This window comes from Pedobacter sp. 01T416_2, assembly GCF_056398925.1.
This window is the reverse complement of record NZ_JBFTQI010000002.1, coordinates 1-17,732: the sequence shown is the minus strand read 5'-3', so window position 1 is coordinate 17,732 and position 17,732 is coordinate 1. Positions and strand designations below refer to the sequence as shown.

General features: G+C 41.9%; 12 protein-coding genes. 2 read left to right on the top strand and 10 right to left on the bottom strand.

What is annotated here, in order from left to right; genetic code table 11:
* Window positions 1-26: 26 nt before the first annotated feature.
* The 6 genes from AC1DPQ_RS00210 to AC1DPQ_RS00185 all read right to left on the bottom strand — a co-directional run bounded on the left by AC1DPQ_RS00210 (window position 27) and on the right by AC1DPQ_RS00185 (window position 11,275).
* Window positions 27-1,538, bottom strand: coding sequence for a family 43 glycosylhydrolase (locus AC1DPQ_RS00210; RefSeq protein WP_477582187.1), 1,512 nt, complete (start codon window positions 1,536-1,538; stop codon window positions 27-29).
* Window positions 1,539-1,587: 49 nt separating this feature from the next.
* Window positions 1,588-3,540 carry a sialate O-acetylesterase gene (locus AC1DPQ_RS00205; protein ID WP_477582186.1) on the bottom strand — a complete coding sequence of 651 codons (1,953 nt, stop codon included), beginning with the start codon at window positions 3,538-3,540 and terminating at the stop codon, window positions 1,588-1,590.
* A 153-nt stretch (window positions 3,541-3,693) separates the two neighbouring features.
* Window positions 3,694-5,172, bottom strand: coding sequence for a cellulase family glycosylhydrolase (locus AC1DPQ_RS00200; protein WP_477582185.1), 1,479 nt, complete (start codon window positions 5,170-5,172; stop codon window positions 3,694-3,696).
* A 96-nt stretch (window positions 5,173-5,268) separates the two neighbouring features.
* Window positions 5,269-6,480 (bottom strand): glycan-binding surface protein, encoded by a 1,212-nt coding sequence (locus AC1DPQ_RS00195; RefSeq protein ID WP_477607442.1) that lies wholly within the window; start codon window positions 6,478-6,480, stop codon window positions 5,269-5,271.
* Between the two features lie 32 nt (window positions 6,481-6,512).
* Window positions 6,513-8,093, bottom strand: coding sequence for a RagB/SusD family nutrient uptake outer membrane protein (locus tag AC1DPQ_RS00190; protein WP_477607440.1), 1,581 nt, complete (start codon window positions 8,091-8,093; stop codon window positions 6,513-6,515).
* A gap of 11 nt (window positions 8,094-8,104) precedes the next feature.
* Window positions 8,105-11,275 (bottom strand): SusC/RagA family TonB-linked outer membrane protein, encoded by a 3,171-nt coding sequence (locus tag AC1DPQ_RS00185; RefSeq protein WP_477607438.1) that lies wholly within the window; start codon window positions 11,273-11,275, stop codon window positions 8,105-8,107.
* A gap of 969 nt (window positions 11,276-12,244) precedes the next feature.
* On the opposite strand from AC1DPQ_RS00185, the gene AC1DPQ_RS00180 reads away from it, so the two are divergent.
* A complete protein-coding gene (locus AC1DPQ_RS00180; RefSeq protein WP_477578878.1) occupies window positions 12,245-13,942 on the top strand; it encodes a cellulase family glycosylhydrolase in 1,698 nt (565 codons plus the stop codon).
* A 288-nt stretch (window positions 13,943-14,230) separates the two neighbouring features.
* Entirely contained in the window at window positions 14,231-14,671 is a 441-nt protein-coding gene (locus AC1DPQ_RS00175) for an Hsp20/alpha crystallin family protein (protein WP_029280345.1), read from the top strand.
* A gap of 58 nt (window positions 14,672-14,729) precedes the next feature.
* Here AC1DPQ_RS00175 and AC1DPQ_RS00170 read toward each other — a convergent pair whose 3' ends face one another.
* The 4 genes from AC1DPQ_RS00170 to AC1DPQ_RS00155 all read right to left on the bottom strand — a co-directional run.
* Window positions 14,730-16,499: an ATP-binding protein gene (locus AC1DPQ_RS00170; protein WP_477578876.1), complete on the bottom strand. Its 1,770-nt coding sequence runs from the start codon at window positions 16,497-16,499 to the stop codon at window positions 14,730-14,732.
* A 3-nt stretch (window positions 16,500-16,502) separates the two neighbouring features.
* A complete protein-coding gene (locus tag AC1DPQ_RS00165; RefSeq protein WP_440822955.1) occupies window positions 16,503-16,817 on the bottom strand; it encodes a circadian clock KaiB family protein in 315 nt (104 codons plus the stop codon).
* A 2-nt stretch (window positions 16,818-16,819) separates the two neighbouring features.
* Window positions 16,820-17,107, bottom strand: coding sequence for a circadian clock protein KaiB (gene kaiB, locus AC1DPQ_RS00160; RefSeq protein ID WP_230145335.1), 288 nt, complete (start codon window positions 17,105-17,107; stop codon window positions 16,820-16,822).
* A gap of 3 nt (window positions 17,108-17,110) precedes the next feature.
* Window positions 17,111-17,732, bottom strand: a 622-nt coding sequence (locus AC1DPQ_RS00155) for an ATPase domain-containing protein (RefSeq protein ID WP_477607436.1), incomplete at its 5' end; no start/stop codon positions are given.

Here is a 17,732-nt window from a genome sequence, read left to right as displayed (position 1 = left end):
ATTTTTAGTTTTAATGAAACTAATATTTATTTTACCGGGGTATATTTAAAATTCTTAAACGTTACCTTTCCTTCTCCGATGGAACAAAGGCCGATCCGTAAGCTCAAAAATCCGCTAAGTACATTATGGTGCATGCCCGATACCTCAAAGGAATTTTCAATTTTGTTCCATTTCACACCATCTTTACTGTAATATAGATCTACCGTATTCTCTATATTTTTGAGACGCAGGAACACATGGTTGTTCACTACATTTTTTTCAGCCGGAGCTCGCCAGCCACGCAAATCGGCAACTACATCTTCATTATTGGCCAGTATCCCAGACGATGCAGTGCTGTTGTAAAAAAGAGCCAAGCCAGCAGTTGCTTTTCCTTCAATTAATACCTCAACATCAACGGTGTAGGAATGGTCTTCGGGTATGCATAATAAAGGAGAACTATTGCCTATAGTATTTCCTTTTGCTTTAACAGACAAGCTATTGTTAGCCAATTTAAACCTATTGGTATCCAGCTCATCAAAGAATTGCCATTGAGATTTTAATTTATGACCCGCAAAATTATCGTTCAGGTTGAAATTGGTTGTAGAGGGGGCCAAATCTGGCTTTCTGATCGGTTTACTGTCGATTATACCTGTGGGTACTTTGTACCAGCCGTCTTTTGTCCATTCTATAGGCAGAAGCATCGTTTGGCGGCCTTTGTTGTAAAAGTCTTTTTCGTAAGCATGGAACACCATCCACCAGTTTCCTTTTACATCATCGATTATGGTAGCATGCCCTTTTGATCTCCATTTTTCAGATTTCTCTGTTGTTCTTACAATCGGATTATAGGGAGAGTTTTCCCATGGCCCTGACAGTGATTTTGACCTTGCAGATACGACCATGTGACCAGTTATCGGACCTGCTGTTCCGCCTTCGGCTACAGTAATATAGTAATATTCTCCCCTTTTTATCAATTTAGGGCCTTCCAGGCAAAAACACTCAATAGACCAGTTTCTAGGGATGGGCCAACCTTTGTATGAACTCTTTTGGTTTCCTGTGGTGGAAAGGCCATCATCAGATAACGGCACAAATCCTCCGTCGCTGAAGAATAAATACCTTTTACCCTGCTCATCTGTAATGTGTCCGGGGTCGATGTTGCCGATTTTCAGGTCAACCGGTTCACTCCATTTACCCGCGATCGAATCTGCGGTTACCACATAATTGGTACCGTTTGCCGGGAAATAGATATAAAACTTATTTTTATACTTCACCAGATCGGGTGCATACACCGAACCCACTTTTTTGTTCAAGGCGTGAGCTACTGGTTTCCAGTTGATCAGATCTTTTGAATGCCAGATCAATAAACCTGGATAATATTCGAAAGATGAATGTACCATGTAATAATTATCCCCATCGCGTAATATACTAGGGTCGGGATAATCTCCTGCGAAAATTGGATTCGTATAGAAACCCGGGGCCTTCGGGTTCTGAGCTACCTGGTATTGCGCTGTTGCACAAATACTAAACTGCAGCAAAAAAATTGTGATTATAAATTTATTCATATTGTTTTATTCGGTAAAAAGTATTGTTAACCTGTAATTATAGGCTTGATTATTTCTGTGTAATTCCTTTCCAATTATCTGTTCTGAAAGGGATGGCTGGCAAGCCTTCGGCATTTATCAGGTTACATTCGGGATTATCAGCCCAGGCATAGCGTACCGCTTGCGGATCCCGCACCTGATCGGCATAAACCACCACATATTTTCCCTCTATGGTGGCTTTAGCCCAGTAAAACTGTTGATCATTACCAGCTATGGAGAACCCTGTTATTTCTTTGGCATCTTTGCTTCGGAGGCCAGCTGAAACATTGTTAAAACTAATGTAGATACGATTTGCTTCTTTCCGGTAACTTTTATACAAAGGGCCCGATGCTGTTACTTTTTGTTTGTACACCTGTTTATTGGCATTTAATGCCAAGCGCCGGCCAACCTCCTGTTTGTTCTTTGGATGGATATTATCTGCTTCACCGATATCGATGATGCAGGCCATACCAGTATTGGGTTGCGATAATGTTAACGTTTGGGCTTCCCTTAACTCGGCCCATTCACTTTCGGAAGGAAGCGGCTTTCTTTTTTTGAAATTTGCGAGCTGAACATACATAAATGGCAGATTGCCCTGTTTCCAACGTTTTCGCCAGTCGTCAATCAGCATGGGAAATAACTTTCGGTAGTTATAGGCCTCGGCCTCATTGGCTTCTCCCTGGTACCAGAGAAATCCTTTGATACCAAAAGGAATAACCGGGTTAATCATTGCATTGAACAGCAATGAGGGATAATTTTGATAATTTTTTATTTGGGGCAAGCCTGGTTCAAGGTCTTTTTGATACCGCCATTTTCCAGCTAAAGAAACTTTAACAGCACCATCAGTGATATTAATTTCCTCTGCAGGAGGATTTATGCCACCACCACCCCATAACATTGCTATCCTGAGGCTAATCGTATTTTCGCCTTTTCTAATTAATTTAGCAGGAATGGTATAGGATTGTTTCGGATCACTGTTCCATATGGTTTTACAGATTTCTTCGCCATTGAAATACATCGAATAGTTCATTTCCGGGTGTCCGAGATGCAGGGTTAAATCTTTTCCATAAAAGGATTCGGGTAAGATTATCTTTTTACGCAGCCATACCATCCCTTCATAAGGCCCGATGCCAAAATCTTTGATCAGCCGGGGCATTTCTACAGTGGGCCAGCCCGAATCGTCATAACTGGTTGCTGGTATTGTTTTATCCGTATTTTTTTGCGGGTGATATACGATGTCCCAGAAACGGATCAGATTAAGGCTATCATTTACAAAACTTTGTTCACTTAGCGTATCGTTGGCAATCATGCGTGTTTTGGTGATCGGTGAAGTCAGCAATTGCTCCCGGCTTGTCCACGACTCTATAGGCGTGCCTCCCCAAGTGCTTTGGATAATACCAATGGGAACATGCTGATCACGATGTATTTTTCGGGAAAAATAATAGGCAACAGCCGAAAACTGCGGCACATTTACAGGATTACAAACTGCCCATGTTCCCCCAGGGATATTGTGCTGTGGTGTTAATTTCTTATCGTGCGCTACCTGAAGCAGGCGTATTTCTGGATAATTGGCATTTGAAATTTCATTATCTGCATCCAGGGATTGCTTTACCTGCCACTCCATATTCGATTGCCCGGAAGCCAGCCATACATCGCCAATAAGAATTCCATTAAGCTTGATTTCTGAGCCCGGTTTTCCCTGTTCTGAAATTTTAAGTGCATAGGGACCACCTGCTTTATGCACCGGAAAACGGATGATCCATTTCCCTTCATGATCTGCTATCGCGACAGCACGGAATCCCCCTAGCTCGGCTATGATATGTGTACCCGGTGCAGCGTTTCCCCAAACCGGAATTTTAATACCTCTTTGCAAAACCATATTATCGCCAAAAAGTTTTGGCAGAACAATCTGGGTATGACCTTTTACCTGGATAAAAAGGAGCAATATAAAAAATATAAACCAGGCTTGTATTCGTACGCTCATTATTTGTGTGTATAATCATTCTCTCGGAGATGGAGGCTTTCCATCCATCAATAGCTAAGCTTCCACCTGGCCGGGAAATTTATATTTACCAAAATCTACGGCCCATGAAGAACCGTAGATTTATTATTTCTTACTGTATAAATACAGTTGCTTTTACTTAGATCCGGCAATAAGGGCATTTACGATCCCCTGATCGAGAACTTTATTATTTCTTCGGTCTAAAACGGTACCTTGTTCCCAAAAGAAGGGCTTGAGGCCAGATTTAATGGCCTGTTGGGTTGAATAAGTTGTCCAGTAATCTATCGACTCATTGTGTTTTGCCATATCCGAAGGCAGATAATTGGAATTTGTTCTCCTGAAAGCTGCATATTCACCCAGTATTACCGGAATTCCTTTATCGACAAACTTGGCTTTCATCAATGCATATAATCTTGATAATTCACTTTCTTCACCCCAGGTTGCATTTCGGCTAGGATCGATAACCGAATGATGGCCCGATCCCCAGTAGTAGAACATTTTACCCCAACTGGCATCACCATCAAGCAATATTGTAAATTGAGATGGCGTATAGTTATGCACCTCAACCATCATGCGGTTAGGCACCTGATCTGTTGGAAGGGTATTCATCAGATTATTTGTTTTTTCGAAATCAGTGCCTGGCCCCTGAACAACCAGCACACGGTAACTGTTTCTGCCACCTGTAGCACGAACGGCATTTATAAATGTTTGGTGGTAACTGTTTAATATTGCCATCTGTTCTGCATTTTCGGCAGGAGGTTCATTTGCACTGGCAAACATCAGATGCTCATCAAAATCTCTCATGGTTGTAGCAATCTGCTCCCATAATGCCTTTTGTTTCGCATTAACCAGCTCTTTCTTTGCCTGGTTGATATTCTGATCCAGCCAGCCCCCGTCCCAGTGGATATTCAGCAGTACATACATATCATTGTCTACACAATATTTAACTACTTCTTTAACACGGTTAAGCCATACAGGATCGATGGTAGCCTTTTGCTCGTCGCTCAAATGTTTCCAGTCCCAGGCGCAAGGAATGCGTATTGCATTAAAACCTGTCTGTTTTACAAATTTCACATACGATTCAGTAATCTGGGGGTTACCCCAGCCCGTTTCGCCGCCCTGAGCTTCCATTGTATTTCCAATATTCAGGCCCAAATTCATTTTCGCCGCCAGTTGTACCGCTGTGCTGCCCATACCTGTTTGGTCGGGGGCTTTGGGCGATGTATTATAGGAAGGATATAGTGTACTCGTTTGCGATATCGTAATCCTTCGGGCCTGTCCGTTATCTGAATTAACCACCATTACCGCAGCACGGGAAACACCTGTAAGATTAGGCATTGCGGTTAACTTTAATTCGGTATTTCCTTCATTTCCAGCAGTCTGGTTAACCTGCAACCAAAGATCGGCAGGATTTTTAGTATTCCACTTACCATTGCTGGTAACCGTTATATTGGAGATGCCTCCATCAGGCAGAAAAGCAACATCCGATGTAGAAATGCTGAGCTGTGGTTGAACTTCTTCTTTCTTTTTACAATATGCGGTAAGCAGGCTAAAGGAGAGCAATACCAAGATATATAGGCATCCTTTTATTTTTACATTTCCGAAGCGGCTCATAAGTTTGTTTTAYTTTTCTTCTTAAGATTATAGGAAATCTTTCCCATTGCTATAATTAAAACATACCGGCCCGTAAATTACGGGCCGAATTATTGCTTATCTTATTTTTACGATCCTGATATTATCAACAGCGGCTTCAAAGTCGGTGACGACAGTTTTACCATCATTGGTAAAAGTGACGTTGATTGCTCCATTTCCGGTCGAACCGAGTAACTCGGTCAAGGTCTGAGCTGGCAGTCCGTTCTTTAAAAAGTTCGATAATGGAACAGTGACTGTTTGCCAGCCATTTGTTTTAAATGAAGTGTTAGAACCGTTAGCATTTTTCCAAGGGCGATAAAAAGCAGAATAGTCAAATGTATAGTCTTTAACAATCTGAATGGAACCATCGGTCCAAGGCTTCTTAACAGCGATTTCAAATTTTAATGAATACTTGTTCAGAGTATCTTGCAAATTGGCTTTAGGAACCCACTGAACTGCGTTGGTATTGATGGAGCGTCCGCCTTCCCACCAGCTTCCATTGCCAGCAGGGATATTTGTTGCCTTTAATATTCCATAGTTACCATTATTCCCCGGGAAATTCACAGCGCTGTTTGAAACATCAGAACCCCAGCTGAAGGTATTTATACCGTCATAGTTATTTAATACACCTGTTGTAAAATCATGAACGTTGTAAAAGGTGGTGGCTGTACCCGATTTTGTGGTCACAATAACAGGTCCAGGTGTAGAAACACTTGCAGGAACTGCCATACTTATGGCGGTACCATCATTTGCGCCCTTAAAGCCCGTTACCTCCACCCCAGCATAGCTTACCCGTTGAATAAAAAAGAAATTTAATCCTTTTATCGTAACGCTATCGCCAGGATTGGCGCTTTCATTTGATATTTCGGAAATCGTAGGTGCAGGAGCAACGATCGGAAATGAAAAGGTAGTTTCGCCCTTTGTGGTTACAAAACGTATGATATTAAGCTGCGAAGGTTCTACCAAAGGGAAAGGAATTACTGCCGGCATTAATACGATTGCACTTGTATCAGAAAACCAGGCGTCGTTAAATGAGCCCTTTACTCCGTTAAAATAAATCTGGAGTGCTCCTTTTAGGTTACTCCCTGTAATTACAACCCATTTTCCGGTTCCTACCCTGGTTAAGAGCGAATCGCCCGGACTGGGTACATAATTACGTACTCCAGTAATAACCGGTGGACCTGATGATGAGGAGGATGCATCTTTTTTACAGCCTTGAACTGCAAAAAATATTATTGCAACTAAAATAAGTAACAAATGGCTATTGGCCCTGTTTAACAGATTTTTCATATCTTTTTTGATTAATAATAAATTAGTCCGAATTAATAATATGCCACTGGTGGATCCAATAATTTCGGATCGGCAGTTATCTCTGTGGCCGGTATAGGCAAAGTAAAGGTTGCAATGGTTGGTGCTGTAATAACTATCCCATTGTTATTTCTGGTCTTCTTCCCTGTAGCTGGATCATAAGCAAACTGAACCCTGGTTTTCTTCTGAATCTGATTGTTCAATATGTTAACAGCCCCTTGTGGATTATAATATGAAAGGCGAACCAGATCAAACCAGTACTGCCCCTCATATGCCAGCTCAATCCTTCTTTCATTTCTAAGTGTTTCCGTGGTGATTGTTGTTACCGGATCAACACCAGCCCTTTTCCTTACCATGTTGAAAACCCTTAATGCTTCTGCATCAGAAGTTGAACTACTGGTTCCTAGTAAGGCCTCAACATACACCAGATAAACATCAGCCAGGCGTAAAACCGCATTATGTTCGCTAGAAGACCATATGTCCATCGTTGGTGCGTTATTATCGATAGCAGTACCAACAATATGTTTTTTAACGCTGCATGAGGTAGCAGTATACCCTCCGCCAGCTGCGTTCAGTTCGGGRTAGTGATCGCCTGTAAGCATAAAGGTCGCTTTGCGTCGTATAGAATCCTGAGGTGTATATAAGGTATCAAGATCAACGGTTGGTCCAATGGCACCGCCCCATCCTCCACCAGGCGGAACTATGCTCCCGCTGGGTGCAAACTGGGTCTGCATCGCATTACCATTACCATAACCCACACCAGGTGCCCACTGAAAGGCAAAAAGTGATTCCTGGTTGTCATTAAACTGTGTTCTAAACAGGTTGTAATAACTTGGCAAAAGGGTTAATCCACTGGTATTGATTACATTTTTAGCGAAAAATGCAGCACTGTCTAAATCCGACTGGCGTCTGCTTCCGCTGATACCGGCTTTTGTTAAATATACTTTGGCCAGCATACCCTGAGCAGACCAGGTAGTTACCCTTCCTGCCTGATCGCGTGGTGGCAATGCGCCTGCGGCAAACCTTAAGTCGCTGATGATAAATTTGTATACATCGCTAAGCAGGTGACGTGGCAACAGTGGATTTTTTATTAATTTATCATTATCCTCAATGATGGGCACTGCCCCCCACAACTGTGCCAAATGAAAATACGCAGTGGCACGCAAAAACTTCAGCTCTCCAAGTGCCCCATTTTTACTTTTGAGGGATACGCTATCTGGCACGTTATTAGTGATTGCCTTAATATTGGTATTACAATGCGCCACTATTTTATAAAAACAGCGCCATGAGGTACCAATTTGTCCATTATTGCTGGTTACCGCAAACGAAGTCAACTGGGCAAGGTCAGCATTATAAGGCTGCAACATATTGCCGCTCAGAATGTCGCCGATACCGAGCAAAGGGAAACTGTTCCAATCGTTCCATGGCTGCGCATAAAGGGCAGCTGTGGCAAGCCTTAAGTCTGAAGAGCTCTTATAAAAATTATCTGTTGTTATTTGCGACAAGGGCGCTCTATCCAGAAAATCTTTTTTACAGCCGCTTATTATTATGGCAGCGGCGAATAAAGTGAGTATGTATAGTTTAATATGTTTCATAATTTTAGGTCTTAGTTGTTTAAAATAGAGATGTTGGCACCAATAGTAAACACACGTGGCTGCGCATAATATCCATTATCTACACCTGCTGCTAAGGGATTCCATGAACCTATCTCAGGATCGTAACCTTTATATTTTGTAATTGTAAATACGTTGGTTACCTGGGCATACAGGCGCAAGTTTTTCAGGTGGATTTTAGATAAAAGACTCTCTTTAAAATTATATCCCAGCGTAATGCTTTTGCACCTTATAAAAGAACCATCTTCGATATATTTGCTCGAAAAACGTTGGTTGTCGTTACCGCTGGACTGACTGATTCTGGTGATACTGGTTTCGGGATTAGTAATATATACGTTGTTGATATCAGTAGCAGAACCGGCAGGATTAATTAACCCTATGCGGGCAAAATCTCCCACATTTCTAAAGTATCCAAAATTCTGATTCGGATTTTCTGCATCTACCCTCACCTGGTTATAAAGTTTATTGCCATAATTTCCAGACATGAAGATATTCAGGTCGAAGTTTTTATAATTAAAGCTGTTGTTTATTCCAAACTGGAATTTCGGAATTGGTGAACCTAAATAAACCTGGTCGCTTTCATCGATCACGCCATCGTTATTTTGATCCTTAAATATAACATCTCCTACCCATACACCTCCTGAACCATTGGTGATTGGAATTGGAAGTCCACCTTTTTGTGGTAAAGCAGGATACTTTTTAAAATCTTCTGCATTTTTATAGGTGCCTAATGTTTCGTAACCATAATACTCCCCAATCGATCGGCCCACCGTTGATTTGGTAATTGCTGTGCTACCTGCATAACCATATAGTGCGGCAGCATCGGTATTTAAGGTGAGGATTTTATTGTTGTTACGGGAAAATGTCAGATTACTTCTCCAGTTGAAGTTTTTAGATTTAATATTATGGGTGGTTACAGAAAATTCAATCCCTTTATTACTCACAGAACCGATATTGATATAAGGTGACTGGATCGATCCCGGGGCATAGCCTGTAGCATCAACCATACCTGAATATAATGGTAAGGTGAGGCTTAACAATAAGTTATCCGTTCTTTTATAATACGCATCTATCGAAAAGTCAACCCTTCTGTTCAGGATACTTACATCCAGACCGGTATTATAGCCTTTTGTTGTTTCCCWTTTTACATCAGGATTGCCACTGGTAGCAATCAGCTGCGAATTACCCGATAATGATGTTGCTACAGTCGTTAAAGTTGAGCCGTAGGCATAATCACGAATATTTTGGTTATTCTGCAAACCATATCCAATCCTAAGTTTCAGATCATCGATCGCTTTTACGTCTTTAAGAAATTTTTCCTGTTTCAGTTTCCAGGCGAATGCACCAGAATAAGTGGTCACCCATCTGTTATTAGCTGCAAATTTGGATGACCCATCATTGCGGACGTTAAGCGTAACATTGTACTTATCATCGTATTTAAAATCAATACGGCCGAAATAGGACTCTCCAGCTGTTTGTCCTTTATCGCCAGAGTTGGTAGCCGTTGTGGCATCACCACCATTTATGGCCTGTACATTATTGCTGGGAAAATTTGTTCTCTTTGCCGATACGTTTTCATAATCCCACAGTTTAGACTCGTGCCCAACCATTGCATTCAGGTTATATTTGTTGGCAAAAGAATGCGAGTAGGTTAGGTAATTGGTAAGGGAATAAAATGTATTTTTTCCGCTAAAATAACTTGCCGAATTAGAGGTTTTGGAGTAAGCGCCCATTGTATAAATAGGATCAAACTGATCTTCGGTAGCTGTCGTAAAATTCCCTGATATCTCATTGCGTAGTGTAAGTCCTTTGGCAAACTGAATTTCGGCATAAGCATTTCCGAATAATTCGTAGCGGTTCTTAAGGTCTTTTACGATTTTCGCCAAGGCAAATGGATTGCTTCCTGTAGCGCCATAAATATTGGGATCATTGCCGCCCCAGGTACCATCTGGATTTACCACATTTACATCAGGTGTTTGATTTAACGCCTGTCTGATTACGCCTGATTGAGAAGTAGTTACATTTTCTTTTACATTGGCCAATTGCAGGCTCACCCCCATTTTTAACCAATCGGTTGTTTTGTTATCCAGGTTTAAGCGGCTTGAGATCCTTCTGAAATCAGATCCCAGTGCAATTCCGTCCTGAGAAAAATAAGTTCCTGAAAGGTAATATTTCGTTCTGGCATCACCTCCGGTAAGGGCAACATTATGGTTCTGCATCAGTGCGGTCCTGAATAAGGCTTTTTGCCAATCCGTTCCCACACCCAGGTATGCAGGATTTGCAAACTGCGGTCTGAGATCATAACCGATGATTGCGGCCTTGTCATTCATAAAGGTTGCATATTCCCTAAGGTTCATTACCTCATAGTATTTGGGTAGCGCCTGGGCACCTGCATAACCATCATAGCTCACTACCGGAGGACCAGAAACCCCTCGCTTAGTAGTGATGATGACCACACCGTTGGTTGCCTGTGCGCCATAAATAGCGGTAGCTGAAGCATCCTTCAAAATATCTATTGAAGCGATTTCGGATGGATTGATACTGGATAATGGATTTGTACCCTTATCTCCGGTTGAAGGCAAGATCTGAAGACCATCTACTACATATAAAGGAGGATTATTACTAAAGCCCGATAGTCCGCGGATCTGAACAGAAACACCTCCACCTGGCTGGCCGGAAATCTGTTGAACCACAACACCGGGAACTTTTCCCTGTAGTGCCTGATCAACAGTTGTTGGCTGTGTTCTAAGGAGTTCTTTGCCAGAAATCGAAGATATAGATCCCGTAAGATCACCCCTGGCCTTATCACCATAGCCAATTACAACAACTTCATCCAGTTTTGTAGATTCGATCCTTAAGATAACATTGATGACACTACCATCACCGATCATTATTTCCTGTGATTGAAAACCGATCATTTTGAAAACGAGTACATCACCAGTATTCGCCCTTATAGAATACTGTCCCTGTTCATTTGTTGATACAGCTGTGTTCTTAGCCTTGAGCAGCACGGTAGCTCCGCGCAATGGTGCGGGATTGTCGTTCCCCACGATCTTTCCTGTAATCTGCCTCTCCTGGGCATAACCTTTTAAGTGCAGGAGCACTAAGAAAATTACCACCAGCAAAAAAGCCGGTAATTTCCGAATAGAAATTTTTTGGTTCATATTTGGTTTATTTTGGTTTGTTTCGCCCTTAATTAACGACACCTCCAGGAACAGCGAGAAATAAGAGTTTATTCTCCCTAACACTGACCCTAGTTGCTTGCCATTAATTATTGGCTTTGAATATTCAAATATAGTTTCAAGTCAAACTGACGAATGCCTCAAATGATACAAAGAAGGATATTTTTGTTACATAGCTATCGGTAGCATTTTGATTAGAAAGCTAAACAAAACACCTTTAAACACTGAAAAACAAACAAATAACTAAAAAACAAGATAATTTTGCCTTATAAAAACATCTCTCCCTTATGTAACATTTTATCAATTTTTAGGCTTTATCCTGAAATGAATATGTTAACTAAAGTCACATAAATCCCCTAAAAACCATTTATGTTTTAACGGATAATTGTAAGCAAGCCTTGCCTGTAAAATACTAAAATTAACAGGCAACATTTGTTACCTATTTAGTAACATATATACCCCGTGTACAGATTACCTATAGTTACTTTTAATTGTTGGCATGTAGATCCTATAAACCCATGGACCGGCCTTACTTTTTATAATCAGCGTGATTGCTGGTTCGAATCAGTATTACCGGCCATTGCAGGTTTATCAGCCTCAGCCTACTAATAATCACCATATCTAACCAAAAAACAATTATGAGCATGAAAATTATCAATCTAACAAGGCTGTTAGAACCAACAAGACTGCAGCCCCGGCTACTGTCGGGAAGTACGTGGCCCGTCAGTGTACAAACAATCGGAAACGAAAAAAACACAACATCAACCGATGGTAACAAACCGCTTTCCTGTATTAACTCAGTAAAAAAGGAAAGCAAACCACATTACCTGCACCAATGGTTTCTTATCCGATCAATAAAAAACTATCTGTAAAAAGCTAGTTGCTTAATCTATTATTAGCTGTTATTGGATGAATCTAATACAGTTTACTAACCAAATCATCTACAACAATATGAGAACCTTAAAATATTTTATGGGCATCTTTATGTTCCTTTTAGTAACAAGATGCCAAAAGCCGGAAGTTGCCCTTCCAGAATCGGATACAACTAATAAAACAACTGCCAGGGCGTTAACCGCAACCAGTTATCCAAGTTATAACCTATCACCTCTTCCACCCGACCAATCGGGAGTAAACAGCACGGCGATGCAGCTTTCGGCAAAATTCAAACTGGGCTGGAATATAGGCAACACACTTGAGGCAATTGGTGGTGAAACAAACTGGGGCAATCCTATGGTTAGCCAGGCGCTTATCGATCAGGTGAAAAGAAGCGGTTTTACTGCCGTTCGGATCCCTTGCTCATGGAACCAATATATGGCCAACAGTGCTACGGCAGAACTTCAGCAATCATGGCTAAACAGGGTAAAGCAAGTTGTGCAATACTGTGTTAACGATGGCCTGTATGTAATATTAAATATCCATTGGGACGGAGGTTGGCTGGAGAACAACTGTACCACAGCCCAGCAGGCCGCGGTTAACGCCATGCAAAAAGCTTTTTGGGAGCAGATTGCGACACAGATGCGTGATTTTGACGAACATGTTATGTTTGCCAGTGCTAACGAACCTGCGGTATCAGATGCTACCGGAATGGGCGTTCTGCTTTCCTATCATCAAACCTTTGTAAATGCAGTCAGATCAACTGGTGGCCGAAATAGTTACAGGGTGTTGGTTATTCAAGGACCCACAACCAGCATTGAATACACCAATAATTTAATGAATACCCTGCCCACCGATCCTGCAGCCAATCGCCTGATGGTTGAAGTACATCATTACACTCCTTTTAATTTTGCCGGTCTCACTCAGGATGTAAGTTGGGGCAATATGTTTTATTATTGGGGCGATGGATATCATTCTACTACTGATGCTTCACGGAATGCCACATTTGGCGAGGAATCAAATGCCGGAGCAGATTTTTCGCTGATGAAGACCAAGTATATTGATAAAGGTATTCCGGTTATATTGGGAGAATATGGAGCAATCCGGCGGTCGACAACGCTTTCTGGAGATGCGTTGACACTGCATCTGGCCAGCAGGGCATACTATATCAATCATGTTACCCACCAGGCACTCTTAAATGGCTTGCTTCCATTTTATTTCGATGATGGATCAAGTGGAAACAATGCATTTAGAATCATTGACAGGCAGACAAACGGAGTTGCTGATCAGCAAGGCCTTGCCGCAGTATTACAGGGCGCACAAAATAACACGACTTCAACCATCCAGATGGGACAGGTTTACCAGATTGTAAACAGATACAGTTTTAAGGCATTGGAAATTGGAGGATGGGGTACTGCCAATCAAACACCTGCTCAGCAATGGGCTTATGTAGCGGGCGCAAACCAGCAATTCAAAGTGGAAGATGCGGGAGGTGGATATTACAGGTTAACACCAATGCATGCCACCGGAAAGTGTTTAGAAATTAATGGCTGGAGCACTGCTGATGGCGGCCAGGCAGCTTTATGGGATTATAGTGGCGGTGCAAATCAAAAATGGTCAATTCAGATTACCAGTAATGGATATTATAGGATCGTTAATGTAAATAGCGGAAAGGCTTTGGATATTAATGGATCTTCACTCAACAATGGCGGCACAGCTATTCAATGGTCATATAGTGGCGGRCGTAACCAGCAGTGGGCATTTTTGAAAATATAAACATTACAAACCAATAATCTGATACAGTTGCTCAGCGTTTATTTCAGGTGCTATCAGATCTTTTGGGCAGTCTGATTAAAAGCGAGGTTCATGCAATGAAAAAATTTCAGTTCCGTACACTGAAAAAATTTCAGAAAAAATGAAAATTTTTCAGCTTGACCGCCATAATCGCTTTATTTTCACCATTGGCATAGCGGTTGATTAATTAAAATTGGACCATCAGCGTCCAGAGAAAATTAATTGATTTATAGTCCATTTATTATTAAAAGTTTTAAAGGAGAAAACACTATGACATTGGTTAAATTCAATCCAGAAAAAAAGAATAGTTCATTATTGCCAGGCTTTAATGACATCTTTGAATCAGTACTTGGCGACACTTTTTTTACCGACCGTCGTTTAAGCAACGTTCCGGCTGTAAATATCTCGGAGTCAGCCGATCACTATCACATTGAGCTTGCTGCGCCCGGACTTAAAAAAGATGATTTCCGCGTTTCGGTAGAAAGGGATATGCTCACGATCTCAACTGAAACAAAAAACGAAAACCTTAGCGAAGGAAGAACCTATAACAGAAAAGAGTATAGTTATTCGGCTTTCACAAGATCTTTCACACTTCCGGAAAGTGCTGACATTGAAAAGATCAGTGCAAGCTATAACGATGGGATTCTGAAACTTGAACTTCCTAAAAAAGAGGAAGCCAAAGCGGTCGCCAGACAGATCGAAATCCAATAAAAAAAATGCCGCATATAGCGGCATTTTTTTTTAGATAATCCCTCCACCAGCTTTCGCACTAAAAGCGCTTTGCAGGATTAATTAATGGTAAGCTGAAATAAAAAACCGAGCCCTTTGTTAACTGGCTTTCTGCCCATATCTTTCCTCCATGTCTCTGTATAATCTCGGCAGATAGATAAAGTCCTATTCCAAAACCGGCAACAGTACTCATCCGATTGTTTTCTACCCGGTAAAACCGTTCGAATAGTTTTGGTATATCGTTTTCATCTATTCCCATCCCATGATCCATTATGCGGAATACGGCTTTATCATCCTCAAGATAACTGTCAATAGTTATTTCACTATCAGCCGGCGAATATTTCACCGCATTACTGATCAGATTATTGACCACATGTCCAAGTTTGTCCCTGTCTGCGTTCACAAAAAAACCGGGTTGGAATGCATATTTTATATTATGGTTGTTTACCGTTGCGATATATTCCTCTACCACTTCCTTAAGCAGGACAGACATTTCTATAGGCTGAAAATCCATCAGCATTTTTCCCGATTCCAAACGAGAGAGGTTGAGAAAACCATTGATCATGCCAGTCATTTTATTGATCTGACGCTCAGCGCCCTGGAGGGCCTTATCTGCAAAGCCATTCATCGTACCCATGGCTTTCAGCTGCATAACCTGAATATAACCTTTCATGGAAGTAAGCGGTGTCTTGAGTTCGTGACTAACCATTGCAATAAAATCGTTCTTCCGCTGTTCATCCCTTTTCTGATCTGTCACGTCCATTAAAACAGCATAAAAGCTATCAAAATCGCCAAAGCTGCCTTTTTTTAACTTACCAACTATCCTCATCCAACGGTTCTCACCGGAAATAAGATGCTTGATCGGATAGGTATAATCCAGGGGCTTTCCAAGATTGATACAATCCTGAAGAACCCCTTGAAGCGCTGATAGGTATTCGGAACCAACACTGCTCAGCACCATTGTCCAGCTCACCTCCCCCTCCAAAGGCAAACCGCAGAGTTTCCTGAACCGCTCTGATACTTCAACCCGTCCTGTTTTGATATCCAGGTTACAACTGCCCAGCTCAGCAGCGTCGAAGGCAGACTGTAAGTTATCTTCGCTCTCCCTCAGCGCATCGAGTGCATCTTTAAGCTGACCGTTGACTTCTTGCTGAAGATCATTGACTGCTGCGAGTTTTTCGTTGATAGTCTCGAGCTCCTGTGTCCTTAGCCTGACTGTATTTTCAAGATTTTCATTGAGTTCATCTGCATTTTTTCTTGCSGCTTCAAGTTCCCTGTTCCTCGTTTCCAAAAGCAACTGGTTTTTCTTCAGCTCGCTTAGGTCAGTAATAATGACGCTCAGTGAAGTGCCTTCATCAAGATTAAGCGCCTTTAGAGAGAGCTGAACCGCCAAGGAAGTTCCCGAGCTGTTGATGATATCTACTTCTGCCTTGGTGTCCACTTCCCAAGCGCCATCGATTGTCTCTCGAACAAAGGCCTGATCTTCTATTGAAAAAAATGCCAAAAAGTTTAGACCGATAACCTTTTCTAAAGGCAGCCCCAAAAGCCTTGCGAGTTGTGAGTTGCAATACAGTACCCTATATGATTCATCGAGGGTAAGTGCGCTTTCGGTCATCTGTTCGATAAAGATCCTGTAGGTATGATCAGCGCTCTTAAGCGTAAAAAGCTGATGACCATCCTGGCCATTTACAATCAGGGCATCAACTTCTCCAGAGCGGATTGCATGGATAATATCGTTGGCTTCCTCGAGCTGGATACGAAGTTCTTCATAGGCCCGCTCGAGCCTGATATGTTCACTTGACTTCTGCATAACTTAATAACTGATACCCAAACCTTTCAATACTTTCGCACGGTCAGAGCAGTCCCCGATCAGCTTTTTGATCGGAACTGGCGATTTTTTGATCAACATCGGGATGGCCGTCACATCTTCCTGCTGCACTAACAAGGGCTGCTGATGTGCATCAATGATATCCAGCTCATACCTGCCGGCAATAAATTCCTCGCATATTGCACGGATGTTGACAACTGCCCTTGCGGAAACTGGTGATGCACCTGCAATGAAAAGCCTAAGCGAAAAAAAATCGTCGCTTTGGGTACTGTCTGGATGATCGGGGTTTCCTATCGGCATAACTAATTATTAATCTTTGTACGTATGTCCAGTCCTACCAGAACCTTTTCCTCATTTGAAAGGTCACCTATAATTTTGCGGACCGGTTCAGGCACTTTTTTTACCAGTGTCGGAATGGCAAATATCTGATCACCTTCAGCCAGCTGTGGTTTTTCCAAAAGATCGATCACCTCAATACTATATTTTCCTTTCAGATGCTCCTCGCAGAGCTTTTTCAGGTTTTCCAGTGCGACTACCGATTTATTGGTTTTACCGGCCACATATAGCCGGAGTTCATATGCTTTCCCCACTATTTATTTGTTTTTGTTTACATTTTTTTCTTCTCCACCATCATCTCCCCTGCGCAGATCGGCAATTTTGCTTATCGTTTCGCCCATGATCTGTTTTTTTAAAGCCTCCTCAACATAAACTTTATTGAGTTCCTCTTCTGCTGATTCATATTCGGATCTTAGACTTTCTATCTTTGATTCTAAAATTTTCCGTTTGCGTTGAAGTTCACGGTCCTTACGGCTGACAGCCTGGGCATGGATGATCTCGCCGGTCTGCTCCATAAGCATCCTTGCCTCCCGCGCCGAGCCGGTTAGCACGCCATCCTCGGTAAGATATACATCCACCAGATCCAGTCCCTTATCTGTAATCACAAATTCGCGTATCTGGTTTGAATGTTTCATTCCTCTTGACTTCATGATATACAATCCACGGTTCCGCTCACCGTTGTTCTCAATATCACGGATTAAAAGCCAGGCATCAACAAGCGAAGAAACCCCTTCATCAGTCTGTTCGTTGACTATATTATTAAGGGTGAGGGCTGTAAACATTACCGTAATCTGTTCAGCCTGCAGAAAATCGATCAGGCGCACAAGCATAGTTTTCACATCACTAACCGATCCTATCGTGATCAGGTTGGTGATCGGG